The organism is Mesorhizobium sp. USDA 3734 (assembly GCF_056279665.1).
Genome location: NZ_JBWCCW010000001.1, coordinates 3,775,760 through 3,794,186, shown reverse-complemented (window position 1 = coordinate 3,794,186; position 18,427 = coordinate 3,775,760). Strand labels below are relative to the sequence as shown.

Here is an 18,427-nt window from a genome sequence, read left to right as displayed (position 1 = left end):
TGATCGTCAAGCGCAAGATGTGGCTGTCACGTCCGGCTTAAGCTGCTGGCGCGGGAGCTGTGGAACGGGAACAGAGTGCTTTTTCGACGCCGCAAGCCTGATGGCCTTTTCGAGCGTGTGCGTACCTACCTTTGGCCGCGCCGCTCGTTTTCGCGCTCTCTTCAGTATTTTTCCAAGCGCATCCTGCGGCTGAAGGCCACACCGCATGCGGTGGCGGCCGGCGTTGCGGCCGGCGTCTTCGCCTCTTTCTTTCCCGTCGGTTTCCATTTCATCATTGCCGCCATCCTGTGCTGGGTGATTGCCGGAAATCTGGTGGCGGCGGCCCTGGGCGCGGTTTTTTTCGGCAACCCGCTGACTTTCCCGTTGCTGTGGGGTGCATCCTGGGAAACAGGCAAGCTCATCTTGCATGATCGGTTGCCGGCGCACGGCCCGCCGGCGCATCTGGGCGAGATGCTGCATAACCTCTCCTTTACACAATTGTGGAAACCTATCCTTGAGCCGATGCTGATCGGCGCGGTGCCGCTCGGGCTGGTCTTCGGGCTGTTGTTCTACGCCATCACGCGATGGGGCATGAACGCCTTCCGCGAGCAGCGGCGCAAGCGTCTGGCCGAGCGCGCGGTCCGGCATGCGCAATCGTCTCATCCCAGCGCAAGCATCGGTTCCGCCGCACGATGATCATCGGCATCGGCAGCGACCTGATCGATATCAGACGCATCGAAAAGTCACTGGAGCGTCACGGCCAGCGTTTCATCCAGAGAATCTACACCGACCTTGAGCAGGCCCGCTCTGAAGGGCGCCGGGCGCGTGCGGCCTCCTATGCCAAGCGTTTCGCCGCCAAGGAGGCCTGCGCCAAGGCGCTTGGCACTGGTCTGGCTCAGGGCGTGTTCTGGCGCGACATGGGTGTCGTCAACCTGCCCAGTGGCGCGCCGACCATGGCACTGACTGGAGGGGCGCAGGCTCGTCTGGACAAAATCCTGCCAAAGGGTCATCGGGCGGCGATCCATCTCACCATCACGGATGATTTCCCGCTTGCTCAAGCCTTTGTGATCATCGAGGCGTTGCCCGTCGAAGAAGCGCCACATTGATTGCATCTGACGACCGGCATGACGTTGCCCAGCGCGCGCCGAGACTCTATACCATCCAACGCACAATCGAGGACGACATGAGCGTGGCTGAAAAATCAGAGAAGAAATCCGGCGGGCTTGGCGAGACCGTCAGCGTCATCGTCCAGGCGCTTTTGCTCGCCCTGGTCATCCGCACGCTGCTGTTCCAGCCTTTTTCGATCCCGTCGGGATCAATGCGGCCGACGCTTCTGGAAGGCGACTATCTGTTCGTCACCAAATGGTCCTACGGCTATTCGCGCTATTCGCTGCCTTTCGGCCCCGACATTTTTTCGGGCCGCATCTGGGGCTCCGAGCCGAAGCGCGGCGACGTGGCGGTGTTCAAGTTCCCGCCTGATCCGTCTGTCGACTACATCAAGCGCGTGGTCGGCCTGCCTGGCGACAAGATCCAGGTCAAGGACGGTCAGCTGTTCATCAATGGCGTTGGCGTGCCGCGCGTGAAAACCGGCCAGATCGACAATCCCGACATCACCGAAGAATCGCGCCCGATCGACGTCTATCGCGAAACCCTGCCCAACGGCGTCAGCTACGACACGCTCGACTTGAATTCGAACTCGATCGGCGACAACACGCGCGAATTCGACGTGCCGCCTGGCCATTATTTCATGATGGGCGATAACAGGGACAATTCCGCCGACAGCCGTTTCACCGTCGGCTACGTTCCCGAGGAAAATCTGGTTGGCCGCGCCAATCTTGTCTTCTTCTCGATCGCCGGCAAGGCGAGCCCGCTCGAAATCTGGAAATGGCCGTCGCTAATGCGCGCTTCGCGCCTGTTCCACTTCGTCAATTGATGGCTTTGAAGCGCCCGACAGGCGAAACACTGGCCGGTGTGGTCAAAGCCAAGACCGGTCATGTCTTCCAGGACATCCGGTTGCTTGAGACTGCACTGACGCATTCCAGTGCGGTCAAGGCGGCCAGCAACAATCAGCGTCTCGAATTCCTTGGCGACCGCGTGCTTGGGCTTATCGTTGCCGATATGCTTTTCGAAAAATTTCCCGACGCGCCGGAAGGTGAGATCGCGCCACGCTTCAATGCGCTGGTGGATGCGCGGACATGCTCCGAGATCGGTATCGAGATGCAGCTCGAGGATCTGGTCCGGGCCGATGCTGCCTTGAAGATGCGCTCGCGTGGCTCGGGCGGAAACTACCTGGCGGATGCGGTCGAAGCTCTGATCGCGGCGGTTTACGTTGACGGTGGCATCGACGCCGCGAGGCGGTTCGTCCTGCGCTACTGGGAGCCGCGCTCGCGCACCGTCGTGGCAAAGCCGCTCAATCCGAAATCCGATTTGCAGGAATGGATTGCCAAGACCAGCGATGCGCGCCCCGAATATGTGATCGAAAAACGCGAAGGCCCGGATCACCAACCCGTCTTCACGGTATCCTTGCAGGTCCGCGGCTTTGCGCCGATAAGCGGCACTGGCGGTTCCCGCAGGGCCGCCGAAGAAGCGGCAGCTTCGGCATTTCTTTTGCGCGAAGGCGTCTGGGTCGATACATCGACCCAGAAATCGGAGGGCGCGCGGCGCCCTAATGAAGGGAGTGCGGCATGACCGCCACCGAAGAGCCAGCAACGGAAGCTGTCCCCACGCATTCCGGCTTCGTCGCGCTGATCGGCGCGCCCAATGCAGGCAAGTCGACGCTGGTCAACCAGCTGGTCGGCGCCAAGGTGTCGATTGTCACGCACAAGGTGCAGACGACGCGCGCCATCGTGCGCGGCATCGCCACGCATGACAATGCGCAGATCGTTTTCGTCGACACGCCCGGCATCTTCAAGCCGAAGCGGAGGCTGGACACGGCGATGGTGACCACCGCCTGGGGCGGGGCCAAGGACGCCGATATCGTGCTGCTTTTGATCGACGCCGAGCGCGGCATCCGGGGTGACGCCGACGCCATCCTCGAACGGCTGAAGGATGTGCGCCAGCCAATGGTGCTGATCCTCAACAAGGTCGACCGGGTCAAGCATGAGGCGCTGCTGGCCTTGTCGGCGGCAGCGAACGAAAGGGTGCCGTTCAAGCGCACCTTCATGGTTTCGGCGCTCACCGGTTCCGGCTGCAAGGACGTACTCGATTATCTGGCCGAGGCTCTGCCTGTCGGCCCCTGGTACTATCCGGAAGACCAGATTTCCGACCTGCCGATGCGCCAGCTCGCGGCCGAGATCACGCGCGAGAAGCTTTATCTCAGGCTGCATCAGGAACTGCCCTATTCCTCACATATCGAGACCGAGAAATGGGAAGAGAAGCCGGATGGCTCGGTGCGCATCGACCAGACCATCTATGTCGAGCGCGACAGCCAGAAGAAGATCGTTCTCGGCCACAAGGGCGAGACCATCCGCGCCATCGGCCAGGCGTCGCGCATGGAGATAGCAGGCATCCTCGAGCAGAAGGTGCACCTGTTCCTGTTCGTCAAGGTGCGCGAGAACTGGGGCGACGACCCCGAGCGCTACCGCGAGATGGGGCTCGAGTTTCCGCGCTAACTACGGTCCATGGACGACAGCAAGCCGAACATCGACGCAGCGCTCGTCAGCCGATTGGTGGCCACGCAATTTCCCCAGTGGAAGGATCTTGCGATCAAGCCCGTTGCATCGGGCGGCTGGGACAACAGGACCTTTCAGCTGGGCGACGAGATGACCGTGCGGCTGCCGAGTGCCGCGGCCTATTCCCTGCAAGTGGAAAAGGAACATCGCTGGCTGCCGAGGCTGGCGCCCTTGTTGCCGCTGCCGATCCCCACGCCATTGGCGCTGGGGGCGCCGGCCGAAAACTATCCCTGGCATTGGTCCGTCTACCGCTGGATCGAAGGCGAGACGGCAAAGCGGGAGCGTATTGCCGGCCTGTCGCAATTCGCGGCCGACCTGGCCACGTTCCTGATCGCCTTGCAACGGATCGATGCCACCGGCGGACCTGCGCCGGGACAACACAATTTCTTTCGCGGTGGACCACTCAGCGTCTATGACGGTGAAGCCCGGCACGCGATTGCTGCCCTCGCCGGCAAGATCGATACGGATGCCGCAAGCGCGGTTTGGGAAGCAGCGCTTGCCGCACCATGGCAAGGCGCGCCGGTCTGGTTCCACGGTGACGTCAGTTGGGGAAATCTGCTGGTCAGGCAAGGCCGGTTGAGTGCGGTGATCGACTTCGGAACCTCCGGCGTCGGCGATCCCGCCTGCGATCTGGCGATTGCGTGGACATTGTTTGAAGGCAAAAGCCGGGAGGCGTTTCGTGCCGGCCTTCCGGCCGACGAGGCGATGTGGGCGCGCGGTCGTGGCTGGACGCTGTGGAAGGCGCTGATCACGGTCGCCGGACAGATCGACGTCAATTCTGTCGAGATTGAAAAATCCCGACATGTGATCGATGAAGTGCTTGCCGATCACGCGCAGCGGACTTGAGCGACCCAAGCCGGTTTTTCGCCACCAGCGGCGCGCTGCTGAGGAATCGTCTTCAACGGTTGGCGGTTGTCACAATCGGAACGCGACAGCGCGCCTCGGTGCGTTTCGATCGCTTCGGCAAGAAGCCAAGCGGCCTGGTCGGTGTCGCCCGGCGTTTCGTCACAACGCCAGAGCACGATTTGCCGGATTGGAGTCATCCGATGATCGGCGGACGGACAACAATCAGGTGATTTTCACGAGAAATGGGCATTTATTTCGTATTCTTGGTGATATTATAGAAGAATGACCCATCGGGAGTATAATTAGCCACGAAATTATCCCGATATATATTGAATATATGACGTTGTGCCGATTGTGCCATCGGTATGTTGAATAAGTGTTATTTGTGCAACACAGCATTATTCTGTTTGCGGAAACGGCGTTATTTCCGAAATCGTCATTGAAGGCAGAAGATCGATGGGTATGTTCGCCCTCGAAAAGGGGACGCGATGCGAGCCTTTTTCGTTGTGGGGGTGAGGCGGGAAAACATTGCCGCCAGCCACAAATCCGAAGCCATTTAAAACTTTGACTGGAGAGGTCAGAAAATGAACATCAAGAGCCTCCTTCTCGGCTCAGCCGCGGCACTGATCGCGGTCAGTGGCGCACGCGCCGCCGACGCTGTCGTCGTCGCCGAACCGGAACCGGCCGAATACGTCAAGATTTGCGACGTCTACGGCGCCGGCTACTTCTACATCCCGGGCACCGAGACCTGCCTGCGCATCGGCGGCTACCTCCGCTACGACATGGGCGTCGGCGATTCCGGCTCGCTGGATGGTGCCAATAACGTTGCCGATCACATGGACGGCGATAGGCACGACACCTACTACAAGAACATGCGCTTCACGCTGAGGACTTATACCGGCCAGGAAACCGAACTCGGCACGTTGAAGACCTTTACCGAGACCCGTTTTCAGTTCGGTAACTCCTCGGGCGACTATTCAGGTGACGGCACTGGCTGGCAGGCCGGCAACAAGGCCACTACCCTCAACTTCGCCTGGATTCAGCTCGGTGGCCTGCGCGTCGGTAAGGATGAAACGGTATATGACCAGTTCATCGGTTATGCCGGCAATGTCATCCAGGACACGCTCATCCCGTATGGTGTCAAGGATACCAATCTCATCAGCTACTACTTCGACGCTGGCAGCGGCTTCACGGGCGTGGTCTCGCTCGAAGAAGGCACTGGCGTCAACACGATCGACAGCTACGTCCCGCATGTCGTCGGCGGCTTGAAGTACAAGGCCGACTGGGGTGCGATCACCGGCGTTGTCGCCTATGACAGCAACTACGAGGAAGTGTCCGGCAAGGTTCGTTTGGACGTCACCGTCACCAAGGAACTCTCGCTGTTCGTCATGGGCGGCTACGGCACCAACGACAACATCAACGACTTCGGCACAGGCCGTACCCAATACAAGCCGTGGGGCGGAAACTGGGCGATCTGGGGCGGCGGCACCTACAAGTTCAACGACAAGACCTCGTTCAACGCCCAGGTCTCCTATGACGACTGGAAGAACCTCGGCGTCGCTGCAAACGTGGCCTACACCATTGTGCCCGGCTACACGATCACGGCTGAAGTCGATTACCTCAATGCAGGAAAATTCGACGACGTCGACTTCAACAACTGGACCAAGGCCGACAAGAAGAGCAGCGTCGGCGGCATCGTCCGCTTCCAGCGCAATTTCTAACAGATCGACTGACCTTACCAGCCCGCCCGCAGCGTATTGCTGCGGGCGGTTTTTCATTGACGTCTGCGGGTCTCGGCCTGCCTGATATCGGGGCCTCATCTTGATTTCGCCATCCAACCGGTGAAAAGCTCCGGAAATGGAATGGCGCGACGAGGGAATCATTCTCGGCACCCGCAAGCATGGCGAAACCAGCGCCATTCTCGAGGTGATGACGCGCGCGCATGGCCGTCATCTCGGCCTTGTTCGTGGCGGCCGTTCGCGCAAGCAGCAGCCTGTCCTCCAACCCGGCAATCGTGTTGACCTGCTGTGGCGGGCGCGCCTTGACGAGCATCTCGGCACGTTCCAGGCCGAGGCGATCGAGATGAACGCGGCCCGGCTGATGGACAGCGCGGTGGCCGTCTACGGGCTGCAGACCATGGCCGCGCATCTGCGCCTGTTGCCCGAGCGCGACGCCCATGAAGGCCTTTACGAAACGCTTGCCGTGATGATCGTCCATCTCGACGATGCCGATGCAGCCGGCGAACTGGTGGCGCGCTTCGAGCTTCTGGTGCTGGACGAACTCGGCTTCGGCCTCGATCTCGGTCAATGCGCCGCGACCGGCACGCGGCAGGACCTGGCCTATGTCTCGCCAAAATCGGGTCGCGCGGTATCGCGCGAAGCAGGCTTGCCATGGCGCGACAAGATGCTGGCTCTGCCGGCCTTTCTGCTGCGGGGCTCCGGCCTGCGCGCCGATGCGGCGGCGGTCGACGACGCCTTCCGGCTGACCGGCTTCTTCTTCACCCGCCACGTCTATGAGCCGCGCGGCATCGAGCCGCCTGACGCTCGCGCCGGCTTCCTCGCCGCCTTGCGCAAACACCACGCGCGGGGCAAGGCCATAGCCGGCGGAGACGCAGCCAGAGAAATCATCACATGAGCGTGGTCGAACTTTATCCGGGCCGGGTCTCGCCGCTCGGCCTCGGCACCATTCCGCACACCGACATCCTGAAATACACCGGTCTGGAACTGCTGCAGCGCATTGTCGACGGCAAGTATCCGGCACCGCCGATCTCCTTCCAGCTCAGCTTCGCACTGACCGAAGTGTCGGAAGGCCGTGCCGTGTTCCGCGGCGTGCCCAACGAGCGCCACCTCAACCCGCTGGGCAGCGTGCATGGCGGCTGGGCGGCGACGCTGCTCGATTCGGCACTGGCCTGCGCCGTGCAGACGCTGCTCGAAAAGGGCGAAGCCTACACGACGGCGGAGTTCAAGGTGAATTTGACGCGGCCGATCACGCCGAAGACCGGCGAGGTGGTCTGCGAGGGCAAAGTCGTCCACAAGGGTCGCACATTGGCCGTGTCGGAGGCGACGTTGAAGGATGCCGCCGGCAAGCTGCTGGCTTTCGGCACCGAAACATGCTCGATCTTTCCGGCCGCCAATCTGGCGGCGCGTTAAGTTTCGGGTCGTTTGGCCGCCGCATTTGAACGTCAGTGAAAACCGGCCTGGTTTGGGGGAACCGCCATGTTTGAAAGCCTGATCGGTCTAGTCGCCATCATCGCCTTGTTCGTCATCATTTCACGCCAGCAAAGCCGCATCGGCCTTGTCGAGCGCGAGCTTGGCGCACTGCGCAGCCTGGTCCTTTCCGGCGCCGTGCCGCCCATGGCCAAGCCGTCCGAACAGGCCACGCCAGCCGTTGTGCTCACCGATGTGGCGCCGGCTGTTGCGGCAGCGGCGGACATTCCCTCGCCAGCGACAGGCGAGCCGGTCGCCGCACAGGCGCCAGCTATGGAAGCGGAGGCCCCAATAGGCGAGGTCGTGTCCGGGCCATGGGCGCCAAGCGAGGCGGCACCGAAGGCAGCGGAACCTGCGGCGCCGACTGCCGCTGCGAAAGCAGCCCGCCAGTCCGATGTCGAAACCGCGCTCGGCACCCGCTGGGCGGTCTGGGTTGGCGGCATCGCGCTGGCGTTGGGCGGCCTGTTCCTGATCCGCTACACCATCGAGGCCGGCATTTTCGGTCCCGGCGTGCGGCTGACCATGGCCGGGGTGCTGGGCCTTGTGCTGGTCGCCGGCGGCGAATTCATCCGCCGCACCGGCTTCAAAGTGCCGGTGCAAGGCGTTGCCGGCGCCTATATTCCAGCGATCCTGACCGCGGCCGGTGCCTTCATCCTGTTTGGCACCGTCTATGCCGCGCATGGCATTTACGGCTTCATCGGCCCGGCACTCGCCTTTACGCTGCTCGGCGCCATCGGCGTGGCGACGATCACAGCAGCCCTGGTCCACGGTCAAGCGCTGGCCGGTATTGGTCTCGTCGGCGCAATGGTGACGCCGGTGCTGGTCGCCTCGCAGGCGCCCAATCCCTGGGCGCTGTTTGGCTATCTCGCCATCGTGCTCGCCGCCACCGGCGTCATCGCCCGCATGCGCGACTGGAAGTCGCTGATGGCGGCGGCCTTTTTCGGCACCGGTGTCTGGACCATCCTTTACATGACCGATGCGCCGGGGGCGAACCTCTCTGCCATCCTGTTCATCGACGCCGTCACGCTGGCCGTGCTCGCCCTTGTCTGGCTCGCCCGCCGTGGCGATGAAATTGGACCAGCCAGAGCTTTCGACTGGCCGTCCATCGTGCCTGGCCTGTTCGTCGCATTCTCCGCGCTGGGCCTGTCGGTCGACCCGGCCTTTGTCGCCGCCGGCTATGCCTTGCCGGGCGCCGTGGTGATTGCCGCGATGGTGGCCGTCGCGCTCTATCGTCCGCTGGCGCTGCCGCTCCTTTATGCGGCCGGACTGGTCACGGTGCTGATCTATCTCGGCATCATCCCGCCAACCTCGATCGTTTCTGATTTTTCGGGCGGTGCCCTGGGCGTCGATGGCCTGCCTGTGGCCACGTCCAATGCGCTGACATTGCGCATCGGCATCGCACTCGGCCTGGTCTTCATCGGCGCCGGCTTCTGGGCCGCCCGCCGGTTCGCCGCCGGGATGCAGATCCGCGCGGCCTCGTGGGCAGCATGGGGCGTCATCGTCCCTCTGGTCATCCTGCTGGCGCTCTGGTTCACCTTCGGCAATCTCGACCGTGACCTTGTCTACGCTGCCGCAGCAGTACTGCTGGTCGTCGTTTTCGCCACCGGCGGCGAGTGGATCGCGCGGGCCGAAGAGCCGTCGCTCAAGGGCGGCATCGCGGTGTCGTTTGCCCTCGGCGGCGCGGCCATCGCCGGCCTGCTGCTGCTGCATATGGCTTTCGATTCCGGCTGGACCACCATCCTGCTCGGTGCGGCGGCCATCGTGCCGGCGCTGGCCACGCGCTGGCGCTCCTATCCGGTGCTCGGCTGGATTTCGGTCGGCGCGGTGATAGCGGTGCTTGGCCGCGTCGCCTTCGACCCGACCATCGCCGGTGCCGCGTTCCTGTCGACGACTCCGGTTTTCAACTGGCTGCTGCCGGGCTACGGTGTGCCGGCGCTCGCCTTCGGCTTCGCCGCCTGGCAGCTCGCCCGCACCACCCCCGCACTACCAATAGCTGGCAATGGCCGGCCGCGCCTCGCCATGGAAGCGGCGGCGGCGCTGTTTGCGCTGCTGACCGTCGCCATGCTGGTGCGCCATGCCATGCATGGCGGCGTCATCGACACGGGCGCCATGACGCTCGCTGAACAGGCGATCTACACGCTGATCGCCATCGGCGCCGGCGCCATCCTGGTCGCCATCGACATGCGCTCGCCAAGCTCGGTGCTGCGCTATGGTTCGATGGCCGCGGGTGTGGCTTCGGTCGCCTTCATCGTTGTCAGGCACTTCGTGGTGTTGAACCCGCTTTTCACAGACGAATCGACCGGCCAGATTCCGGTTTTCAACCTGTTGTTCCTCGCCTATCTCCTGCCGGCCATCGCTGCCGGCGGGCTGGCGCTCTATGTCAGGGACAAGCGGCCGAAATGGTATGCACAGATGCTGGCGCTGGTGGCTGCCGTGCTCGCCTTCGCCTATGCCACGCTGTCGGTAAGGCGGCTGTTCAAGGGCGAGTTCATCGGCTTGTGGAGCGGCCTCGGCCAGTTGGAAACCTACACCTACTCGGCACTCTGGCTGGTCATCGGTGTGGTCCTGCTCACCGCCGGCGTCTGGCTGAAATCGCAGGTGCTGCGTATCGCCTCGGCCGCGCTGATCTCTATCGCCGTGCTGAAGGTCTTCATCTTCGACATGTCGGAGCTTGAAGGCGTGCTCAGGGCGTTGTCGTTCATCGGCCTCGGTGCTGTGCTGATCGGCATCGGCCTGTTCTACCAGCGGCTGCTGACGCGGGCGGCGCGAGAGGGTGTCGAAGCTTCTTGAGGTGATATTCAAGATGGGATATCTTGATATACATCAGGAGATATCAATGCCGCTCTATATCCGTGACGACGAAGTGGATGCGCTGGCCGCCAAATTGCAGCGCGAGACGAACGCTCCGAGCAAGACGGAGGCGGTGAGGACCGCACTTGTGCACGAACTCGAGCGCAATCGCGCCAAGGTGCCGCTGCGCGACCGGCTCGCGAGGCTGCAGGCGGAGGCGACGAAGATAGGCCTGCCAAATCCCGATTTCGACATGAAGAAATTCACCGACGAGATGTGGGAGGACTGATGTTTGTCGATGCGTCGGTGATTGTCGCCATTCTCAACCGGGAACCGGGTTGGGAGGAGCTGACCAAGCGGCTTTCTGGTTTTGCCGGCCTGTCCTACGTTTCTCCGCTGGTGCGTTTTGAAGCGACACAGGCGCTGGCGCGCGCAGCCGCCGGCTCCCGCAAACCTACGGCTGAAGCCCTCCTTAAGGCTCGCGATCTGGTCGATCAGTTCATTGTGGAAATTGGCGGAGAAAATGTGGTGATCGGCGAAGAGATCGGTTTCCACGCCATCAATGCCAGCGCTCGCTATGGCAAGGCCGTCGGTCATCAAGCCGATCTCAATTTCGGCGACTGTTTTGCCTATGCCTGTGCAAAAAACCTCGATGTTCCGCTGCTCTACAAGGGCAATGATTTCCTGCTAACGGATTTGGGATAATTCGGCTTTCTCCTTGATTGGTGGGAATAATTCAGCCGGTCATCTCGTTATCTCATTGCTTGGGTGACCGGAGCGGCGGACCGCTTCGCGCTGGCCGCTTGCGCCGCGCCCGGAAGGCGCGTTCAATCAGGATCAACAAGGGCGACCTCGAACCAGCGGTCATGGACGAAAAGAAGGCAGCAATCCTTGGCGAAATACCGCGCCTGCGCCGCTACGCACGCTCGCTTTTGCGCGACCGCGACGCCGCCGACGATCTCGTCCAGGATTGCCTTGAGCGGGCGCTTGTACGGCTCGACAACTGGCAGACAGGAGAAAGCCCCCGGAGGTGGCTGTTTACGATCATGCATCATTTGTTCATCGATCAGATGCGCAAGGTGAACCGTCGCGGCGAGGCGGCGATGCTGCCGCTGGAGGCGGGCGAGGCCGTTGCCCAGCCGGCCGAGCAGGTGGAGAGCATTGCCTCGCGCGAGATCATCGATGCGTTGCAGGCGATCAGCCCCGACCGCCGCGCAGCCCTTGTCATGGTTGCCATTGAAGGTTTTTCCTATGCCGAAGCGGCCAACATTCTGGGCGTGCCTGCCGGCACGCTGATGTCGCGCATTGCGCGCGGGCGTGAGGAATTGCGCGGGTTGCTGGACGACACGGCGCGTCGCCGCTCGATAAGGATCGTCGAGAAATGATCCGCCGCGACTTTTCCGAACGTGACATCCACATGGCGCTCGATGGCGAGTTGCCCAGCGACGAGCGTGCTGCTTACGATGCCTGGCTTGACGCCAATCCCGAGATGAAAGCCAAGAGCGCCCGCTTCACCGCCGATCGGACGGCCTTGCGGGCGGCCTTCGCCGGCGTGCTGGATGAAGCCGTCCCGGCGCGATTGCGCAAGGTCGTGCTCGGCGAGGCGCCGGTCAAGGCAGCTGTGCCACGCTCACGCTGGTGGCTTGCCGCTGCCGCAGCCGTGCTTCTGGTCGCTGGGGGGCTTGGTGGCTACCTTGCCGGCGTCGATGGCATCGGGCAGGAGGACCCGGCGGAAGATCGGCTGGCCGAGCAGGCAATCGCGGCCCATGTCATCTATGCCGCCGAGAAGCGGCATGCCGTCGAAGTGCCGGCCAGCGACAAGGATCATCTGCAGACCTGGCTGTCCAACCGGGTGGGGCTGAAGCTGGTGGCGCCGGACCTGACCGCAAACGGTTTCCAGCTGGTCGGCGGCCGGTTGCTTCCGGCCGGCGAGAGCAAGGCCGCGATGCTGCTGTACGAGGACGACAAGGGCGAGCGGATATCGCTCTTCGTCACGGCGGAATCGGCGGAGAATGCCAAGGGCACCTATGCGTCGGCGCAAGACGGTCCCCAGGCCGTCTACTGGCTGGACAAGGGCTATGGCTGCGCCGTCGTCGGTTCGCTGCCGCGCGAGCAATTGGCCGTCGTGGCAAAGAGCGCCTATGGACAGCTTCTGGCCGGATTGGCCAGTTGAACAGCGGCGCTTCCAATGGCGACGCGGGTTCATGAATAGCCGTCCAGTTCAAAGCGTTTTGCATCGCTGGACTGCTGCTGAATCTGTCACAATTCGGCCCTATTCGAGGTGCGATAGCGCTTTATGCCATCAGTATTTCGGCTGATGTCTTGAATGTTTTCGAGTAGGGCATTTCCCACCAATCGAGGTTTTCTGAAGCCGCATGCCTGCCGAGATCCGCACGGCCCGCGCGTCTGACGTCGATGATCTCGCCGCCATCGAGAAAGCTGTTTTCTCGAGCGACCGTATTTCCCGCCGCTCCTTTCGTCTGTTCATCGAGCGTGAAACCGCCGAGACCCTGGTCGCCGAGGTCGATGGCCGCGTGGCCGGCTATGCGATCGTGCTTTTTCGCAAGGGCAGCGGCGTGGCGCGCCTCTACTCGATTGCGACCGGTCCGTTTTTCGGGGGGCTGGGTGTTGGCCGCATGCTGCTCGGATCCGCCGAAGACGCCGCCTTCGAGCACGACCGCATGATGCTGCGCCTCGAGGTGCGCGAGGACAACAGCCGCGCGATCCGCATCTACGAACAGGCCGGCTATCGCAAGATTGGCCGTGAACCCGGCTACTATGAGGATGGCGAGACAGCACTTCGCTACGAAAAGACCTTGCGCGGCGACATTCCGATCGCCACCAAGGTGCCGTTCTACCAGCAGACCTGCGAATTCACCTGCGGCCCGTGCTGCCTGATGATGGCGATGGCCAATTTCGACCGTGGCTTCGTGCCGGATCCGGTCATGGAAATCCGCCTGTGGCGCGAGGCGACGACCGTCTTCATGATGTCGGGTCCCGGCGGATGCGAACCGTTCGGCCTCGCTGTCTCGGGGTACGAGAGCGGACTTGCGGCGGAGATCTACGTTTCCTTCTACGGCGCGCTGTTCCTGCAATCGGTGCGCAGCGAGGACAAGCGCCGGGTGATGGAACTCGCCCAGGTCGACTTTCGCAGGCGCGCGGAACTTTACGGCATCCCGGTGAATTACCGTTCGTTCACCATCGATGATATCAGGGCTGCGATCGCGGAAGGGAAACTGGTGCTGGTGCTGATCAGCGGCTTCTTGATGTTCGGCAAGAAGGTGCCGCACTGGGTGCTGGCGATCGGCGATGACGGCGACCATATCCTGATCCACGACCCCTGGGTCGAGGACGAAAGGCAGGAGACCATCCTTGATGCCGCCAACATTCCCGTGCCTTACGGCATCTTCATGAACATGGCGCAGTTCGGCCGCGACGGACTGCGTGCCGCCATCACTCTGGGAAAGCGCTGATAACAATGACCTGGGTTATTCTTACAGGCAGGCAGAGCGATCTCGACCAGGTGGCGACACCACACAAGATCATCACCAATCGCGACTATCTCGCGCATCCGTCGCTGTTTCGCGGCCAGCGGCCGAAGGTCATCAACCTGTCGAACAATTACGCCTACCAGAGCCGCGGCTACTATGCCTCGCTGCTGGCAAGCTCGCGCGGCCACAAGGTGATCCCAACCGTCGAGACGATGATCGACCTGTCGGAGCGCAAGCTCTATGAGCACGCGCTGCCGGAGCTGGAACTGGCGCTCAACAAATGCCGCAAGGATCTTGGCGGCGCCTTTCCGCAAAAGGTCTGCATCTTCTTCGGCATCGGGCCGACGAAAATCTGGGACCGTTTCGCCAAGCTGTTGTTCGACTGGTTCCGCGCACCGGCGCTCGAAGTCCACATCAAGGACAGCGCCGAATGGGCCTCGATCCGCAAGATCGGTTTCCATCCGCTGGCGCGCATGACCGAGGACGAGGAAAAAAGCTTCATCCAGTGCCTGGAGACCTACACCAACCGCGAGTGGCGCGACACCAAGGGCCGCACGCCGGCGCGCTACACCTTCGCCACGCTGGTCGACCCGCATGAGGAATTGCCGCCCTCGGAGATATCGTCGCTGCGCTACTGGGCCAAGATCGCCGAGAAGATGGGCGTCGAAATCGAGCCGATCACCAAGCGGGACCTGGCCAAGCTCGCCAACTACGACGCGCTGTTCATCCGCGAGACGACCTCGATCTCCAATCACACCTATCGTTTCGCCCGCCGCGCCCAGCAGGAAGGCATGCCAGTCATCGACGACCCGCTATCGATGATCCGCTGCACCAACAAGGTCTATCTCAACGAGCTGATGGCCTACAACAAGGTCCCGGTGCCGCCGACGGTGATGATCGCCGGCACCTCGGATCTCGAACTGGCGGCGCAGACACTGGGCTTTCCGCTGGTGCTGAAGATCCCGGATTCGTCGTTCTCGCGCGGCGTCAAGAAATGCGCCAATTTCGAGGAACTGAAGACGCTCGCCACCGAATGGCTGGAGGATTCCGACCTTCTGATCGCGCAGAAATTCATTCCGACCGAATATGACTGGCGCGTCGGCGTGCTCGGCGGCCAGCCCTTGTTTGCCGTGCACTATCTGATGGCCAAGAAGCACTGGCAGATCGTCAACCACAAGGCCAACGGCAAGCCCGACCAGGGTGGCATCAAGACCTTCACGCTGAAGGAAACGCCGGCGCATGTCGTCGAGACGGCAGTGAAGGCGGCGCGCTGTATCGGTGACGGGCTCTATGGCGTCGACCTCAAGGAGACCAAGGACGGTGTCTTCGTCATCGAGGTCAATGACAATCCCAACCTCGACCATGGCTGGGAGGATTCCGGCGAGAAGGACGAGGTCTGGGTGCGGCTGACGCAGTGGTTCCTGGAGCGGCTGGACCGGCCGGGGCGGTAATTTGATCGGGGGAAAAGATGCTGTTCATCGTGATCGAGGATTTTACCGGCTGCGATCGCAAGGAAATCTACCGCCGCTTTCGCGACCGGGGCCGCCTGAAGCCGGACGAGCTTCTCGTGCATCACAGCTGGATCGCGGCGGACATGAGCCGCTGCTTCCTGCTGGTGGAGGCCGATGACGTCACGCTGCTGCAGCGCTGGGTCATCGAATGGGCGGATCTGGTGGAATTCGAGATCGTTCCCGTGGCGACAAACAAGGACATGGCAGAAGCATTGAGCGGGCACCTCTGAGCCTCGTCCCGGCTTTCCGATTGGATCAATTTGGAACAAACGGTCTAACCGCCGTTAAACTCCTTCATGTTAACCCGGACTATATTGCGGGTTGCTCGAGGGTTTTTGCAAGATGATAAAGCTGTTTCAGTCGGGAAGTTGCGGCCAAATACTCTATTTCTGCCTGCTGTTTTTTCTTGTCGGCTTCGATTTTGCCAAGGGCCCGATTGAGCATTTTCTGGTCGGGGCAAAGGAAGGCATACAAAAACAAATCTACGCGACCGACGGCGCAAGGATTGCCGAGAGCCAGAACTCCTTTGTCGAAGGGTTGAGAACCCAAGGCACGCCAAGCGGCGCATCGCAGCCGGATCCGGTACAGGAGCACGCTTCGGGCATGGTGGCCCAGGCGCTGGCCATGGAGGCAAAAAGCTCCGCCATTGGCACGATCTACATCTCCATACTTGTTACGATGGGCTTTGCCACCCTCGTGGCGATGATCTGGATGGTGTTCGCCCGTGTGCGCGACATTGGCTGGCCAACCTTGGTCGGCTTTGGTGTTCTGGCGCCGAAACTAGCTATTTCGGTATTGCCCGGTAGCCTCCCGCCGCCGACTTTCGAGATCCTGCACTACAGCTTTATCGCGGCAATGATCGTGCTTGGGCTTCTGCCGCACGGATTTGCTCGGGGTCCGCGTGCCGAGCCAGCAAGGCTGCCGGTGGCGGCGGAACCGGCCAGGCGCGTCCCGGGACAATTCGGTCAAAGGGTGCGATAGGCTTGGCCAATCAATCGGGATGTGATCCGCTGCCGAGTGCCGGTGAGCTCACTGCGCGCCGGCATTCGTCGATCAGCCACTGGCGGAACGCCGCCACGACATCGCGCCTCATACTGCGCTCCGGGATCGTCAGGCAATAGGGCTGGCGCAGCTCCAGCGCCCGGGCGAGGGGCCTGACAAGCCGGCCGTCTTCCAGGGCCGCGGCACAGTAGATCCCTTGCGCCAGCGCCACGCCCAATCCCGAAATGGCAAGGTCGAGTGCCGCGCGCGATGAGTTGGCCGAGAGGCCGCGCTGTGCTGCCCGGCCGGGCTCGATGCCGGCCGCCTCGAACCAGTTGTGCCAGGACGGAAAGGACGCACCAGTCGGTCCCCAGCCGGTGTGGATGAGCGGCAGGCTGGCGAGGCCTGCGGGTTTGATCGTGTTCGCCAGCCTGGGCGCACACACGGGATAGACTGCGTCCCGGACGATATCCTCGGTCGGGTGCTCGCGATAATGCGGGCCATAAGTTAGCCGGATGTCGATCAACTCACGCTCGAACGGCACCGGGTCGTCGTCACCTCTGAGCGATATGTCGACGGCGCCATGGCTTGCGACAAAACCGGCCAGACGCTGCGAAAGCCAACCCATGGCCATGGAAGGCGGTACCGATACCACCAGGCGCGGGCGGAATGCATCACCGCCCAGTTCGCGCGAGACGCTGCCGATCTCCTGGAAGGCCATTGTCAGCCTGGGCAGCATCTCGACGCCGGCCTCGGTGAGGACGACGCGCCGGTTGACGCGGTGGAACAGCTTGCGGCCCATCTGCTCCTCGACGGCGCGGATGAGCTGGCTGACGGCGGCGGCCGATACCGAAAGCTCTTCCGCCGCCGCGGCAAAGCTACCTGCACGCGCCGCGGCTTCGAAGGCCTGAAGTCCTTTGAGAGATGGAAGTGTGACCATGATCACCGGATAGATAAGTTCAGCTTATCAAAATTGCAGAAATCGTCGTTTTTGGAAAGTTTTTTCATTGGCTACAGTGAATTTCATCAAATCCCAGCCTGGATCGAAGCCGTGGATCATCGCGACGTAATTTCATCGTTGACGCAGGAAGAACGCAACCGCCTGACCGCCAAGTCGGATGTCGCGGGCCTCGTTCAGCTTGCCGCTCATTGGGGTGCGATCGTGATCATCGGATCGCTGATCGCCGCCAAGGTGCCGTTCTGGCCGCTGCTGATGCTGCCGCAAGGTATCCTTATCGTGTTCCTGTTCACGCTGCTGCACGAGACGGTTCATCGTACGGCTTTCGAAACGCAATGGCTGAACGACGCCGTAGCGCGGGTGTGCAGCCTGGCGATCGCGCTGCCGGCGGACTGGTTTCGCTACTTCCACTTCGCCCACCACCGGTTCACCCAGGACCCCGACAATGATCCGGAACTGGCTTTCCCCAAACCGGAGACATGGCGGCACTATCTCGTTCATGTCTCTGGTATCCCGTTGTGGTGGGGGCACCTCAAGACGCTTTATGGCAACGCTATGGACCGTGGCCGGGAGAGCTACGTTCCGCCCAAAGGCTATGACAAGGTGCGCATCGAGGCGCGCGCCATGATTGGATTATATGCGGTGGTCATTCTGCTGGCCGTTTATTTCCGGCTCACCGTGCTTCTCTATGTCTGGGTACTGCCGGCCTTGCTCGGCCAGCCGTTTCTGCGCCTCTATCTCTTGGCCGAGCACGGCCGTTGTCCGTTCGTCGCCAACATGCTGGAGAACACCAGGACCACGCTGACCAACTGGCTGGTCCGCAAGCTGGCGTGGAACATGCCGTTCCATGCCGAACATCATGCCTATCCCCGCGTGCCGTTTCACCAACTGCCGCAGTTTCATGCGCTGATCGAGCGGCATTTGAAGATGGTCGAGCCGGGCTATGTCAGCTTCCACGAAAAGTACATCGGGACGCTGCAATGACGATGGTCGA

The 18,427-nt window shown here is 62.0% G+C and carries 20 protein-coding genes; 19 read left to right on the top strand and 1 reads right to left on the bottom strand.

Going from position 1 to position 18,427, the window contains the following annotated elements:
- Window positions 1-75: 75 nt before the first annotated feature.
- The 18 genes from ACZ89F_RS18695 to ACZ89F_RS18610 all read left to right on the top strand — a co-directional run bounded on the left by ACZ89F_RS18695 (window position 76) and on the right by ACZ89F_RS18610 (window position 16,475).
- Window positions 76-675: a DUF2062 domain-containing protein gene (locus ACZ89F_RS18695; protein ID WP_476093413.1), complete on the top strand. Its 600-nt coding sequence runs from the start codon at window positions 76-78 to the stop codon at window positions 673-675.
- Complete coding sequence (gene acpS / locus ACZ89F_RS18690; RefSeq protein WP_056580473.1) at window positions 672-1,085, top strand: holo-ACP synthase; 414 nt, start codon at window positions 672-674, stop codon at window positions 1,083-1,085. The genes ACZ89F_RS18695 and acpS overlap by 4 nt, the downstream gene beginning before the upstream one ends.
- 77 nt (window positions 1,086-1,162) lie before the next feature.
- Window positions 1,163-1,912 carry a signal peptidase I gene (lepB, locus tag ACZ89F_RS18685; RefSeq protein ID WP_109663347.1) on the top strand — a complete coding sequence of 250 codons (750 nt, stop codon included), beginning with the start codon at window positions 1,163-1,165 and terminating at the stop codon, window positions 1,910-1,912.
- The gene (gene rnc, locus ACZ89F_RS18680; protein WP_476093412.1) at window positions 1,912-2,667 is read left to right on the top strand and encodes a ribonuclease III; all 756 of its coding nucleotides are present in this window, start codon (window positions 1,912-1,914) and stop codon (window positions 2,665-2,667) included. Before lepB ends, rnc begins: the two co-directional genes overlap by 1 nt.
- Window positions 2,664-3,590 (top strand): GTPase Era, encoded by a 927-nt coding sequence (gene era, locus ACZ89F_RS18675; RefSeq protein WP_476093411.1) that lies wholly within the window; start codon window positions 2,664-2,666, stop codon window positions 3,588-3,590. The genes rnc and era overlap by 4 nt, the downstream gene beginning before the upstream one ends.
- Window positions 3,591-3,599: 9 nt before the next feature.
- Complete coding sequence (locus ACZ89F_RS18670; RefSeq protein ID WP_476093409.1) at window positions 3,600-4,496, top strand: aminoglycoside phosphotransferase family protein; 897 nt, start codon at window positions 3,600-3,602, stop codon at window positions 4,494-4,496.
- Between the two features lie 584 nt (window positions 4,497-5,080).
- A complete protein-coding gene (locus tag ACZ89F_RS18665) occupies window positions 5,081-6,217 on the top strand; it encodes a porin (RefSeq protein ID WP_126068546.1) in 1,137 nt (378 codons plus the stop codon).
- A gap of 136 nt (window positions 6,218-6,353) precedes the next feature.
- Entirely contained in the window at window positions 6,354-7,130 is a 777-nt protein-coding gene (recO, locus tag ACZ89F_RS18660; RefSeq protein ID WP_476093408.1) for a DNA repair protein RecO, read from the top strand.
- Window positions 7,127-7,645 carry a PaaI family thioesterase gene (locus ACZ89F_RS18655; protein WP_476093407.1) on the top strand — a complete coding sequence of 173 codons (519 nt, stop codon included), beginning with the start codon at window positions 7,127-7,129 and terminating at the stop codon, window positions 7,643-7,645. The genes recO and ACZ89F_RS18655 overlap by 4 nt, the downstream gene beginning before the upstream one ends.
- Before the next feature lie 66 nt (window positions 7,646-7,711).
- On the top strand, window positions 7,712-10,492 hold the full coding sequence (locus ACZ89F_RS18650) for a DUF2339 domain-containing protein (protein ID WP_476093405.1): 2,781 nt from the start codon (window positions 7,712-7,714) through the stop codon (window positions 10,490-10,492).
- Between the two features lie 46 nt (window positions 10,493-10,538).
- Window positions 10,539-10,781: a type II toxin-antitoxin system VapB family antitoxin gene (locus ACZ89F_RS18645; RefSeq protein WP_476093403.1), complete on the top strand. Its 243-nt coding sequence runs from the start codon at window positions 10,539-10,541 to the stop codon at window positions 10,779-10,781.
- Window positions 10,781-11,197, top strand: coding sequence for a type II toxin-antitoxin system VapC family toxin (locus ACZ89F_RS18640; protein WP_476093402.1), 417 nt, complete (start codon window positions 10,781-10,783; stop codon window positions 11,195-11,197). Before ACZ89F_RS18645 ends, ACZ89F_RS18640 begins: the two co-directional genes overlap by 1 nt.
- 161 nt (window positions 11,198-11,358) lie before the next feature.
- A complete protein-coding gene (locus ACZ89F_RS18635; RefSeq protein WP_476093400.1) occupies window positions 11,359-11,877 on the top strand; it encodes a sigma-70 family RNA polymerase sigma factor in 519 nt (172 codons plus the stop codon).
- Entirely contained in the window at window positions 11,874-12,665 is a 792-nt protein-coding gene (locus tag ACZ89F_RS18630) for an anti-sigma factor family protein (RefSeq protein ID WP_476093399.1), read from the top strand. Before ACZ89F_RS18635 ends, ACZ89F_RS18630 begins: the two co-directional genes overlap by 4 nt.
- A gap of 202 nt (window positions 12,666-12,867) precedes the next feature.
- Window positions 12,868-13,965, top strand: coding sequence for a peptidase C39 family protein (locus ACZ89F_RS18625; protein ID WP_476093397.1), 1,098 nt, complete (start codon window positions 12,868-12,870; stop codon window positions 13,963-13,965).
- Between the two features lie 5 nt (window positions 13,966-13,970).
- A complete protein-coding gene (locus tag ACZ89F_RS18620) occupies window positions 13,971-15,434 on the top strand; it encodes a RimK family protein (RefSeq protein ID WP_476093396.1) in 1,464 nt (487 codons plus the stop codon).
- Window positions 15,435-15,451: 17 nt separating this feature from the next.
- Window positions 15,452-15,724 (top strand): DUF3303 domain-containing protein, encoded by a 273-nt coding sequence (locus ACZ89F_RS18615; RefSeq protein WP_057143425.1) that lies wholly within the window; start codon window positions 15,452-15,454, stop codon window positions 15,722-15,724.
- Window positions 15,725-15,836: 112 nt separating this feature from the next.
- Complete coding sequence (locus ACZ89F_RS18610) at window positions 15,837-16,475, top strand: hypothetical protein (protein WP_476093395.1); 639 nt, start codon at window positions 15,837-15,839, stop codon at window positions 16,473-16,475.
- Window positions 16,476-16,485: 10 nt separating this feature from the next.
- Here the strand turns inward: ACZ89F_RS18610 and ACZ89F_RS18605 are convergent, their stop codons facing one another.
- Entirely contained in the window at window positions 16,486-17,415 is a 930-nt protein-coding gene (locus ACZ89F_RS18605; protein ID WP_476093393.1) for a LysR substrate-binding domain-containing protein, read from the bottom strand.
- Window positions 17,416-17,526: 111 nt separating this feature from the next.
- Between ACZ89F_RS18605 and ACZ89F_RS18600 the strand changes: the two genes are divergently transcribed.
- Window positions 17,527-18,417, top strand: coding sequence for a fatty acid desaturase family protein (locus tag ACZ89F_RS18600; RefSeq protein ID WP_476093392.1), 891 nt, complete (start codon window positions 17,527-17,529; stop codon window positions 18,415-18,417).
- Window positions 18,418-18,427: the final 10 nt, after the last annotated feature.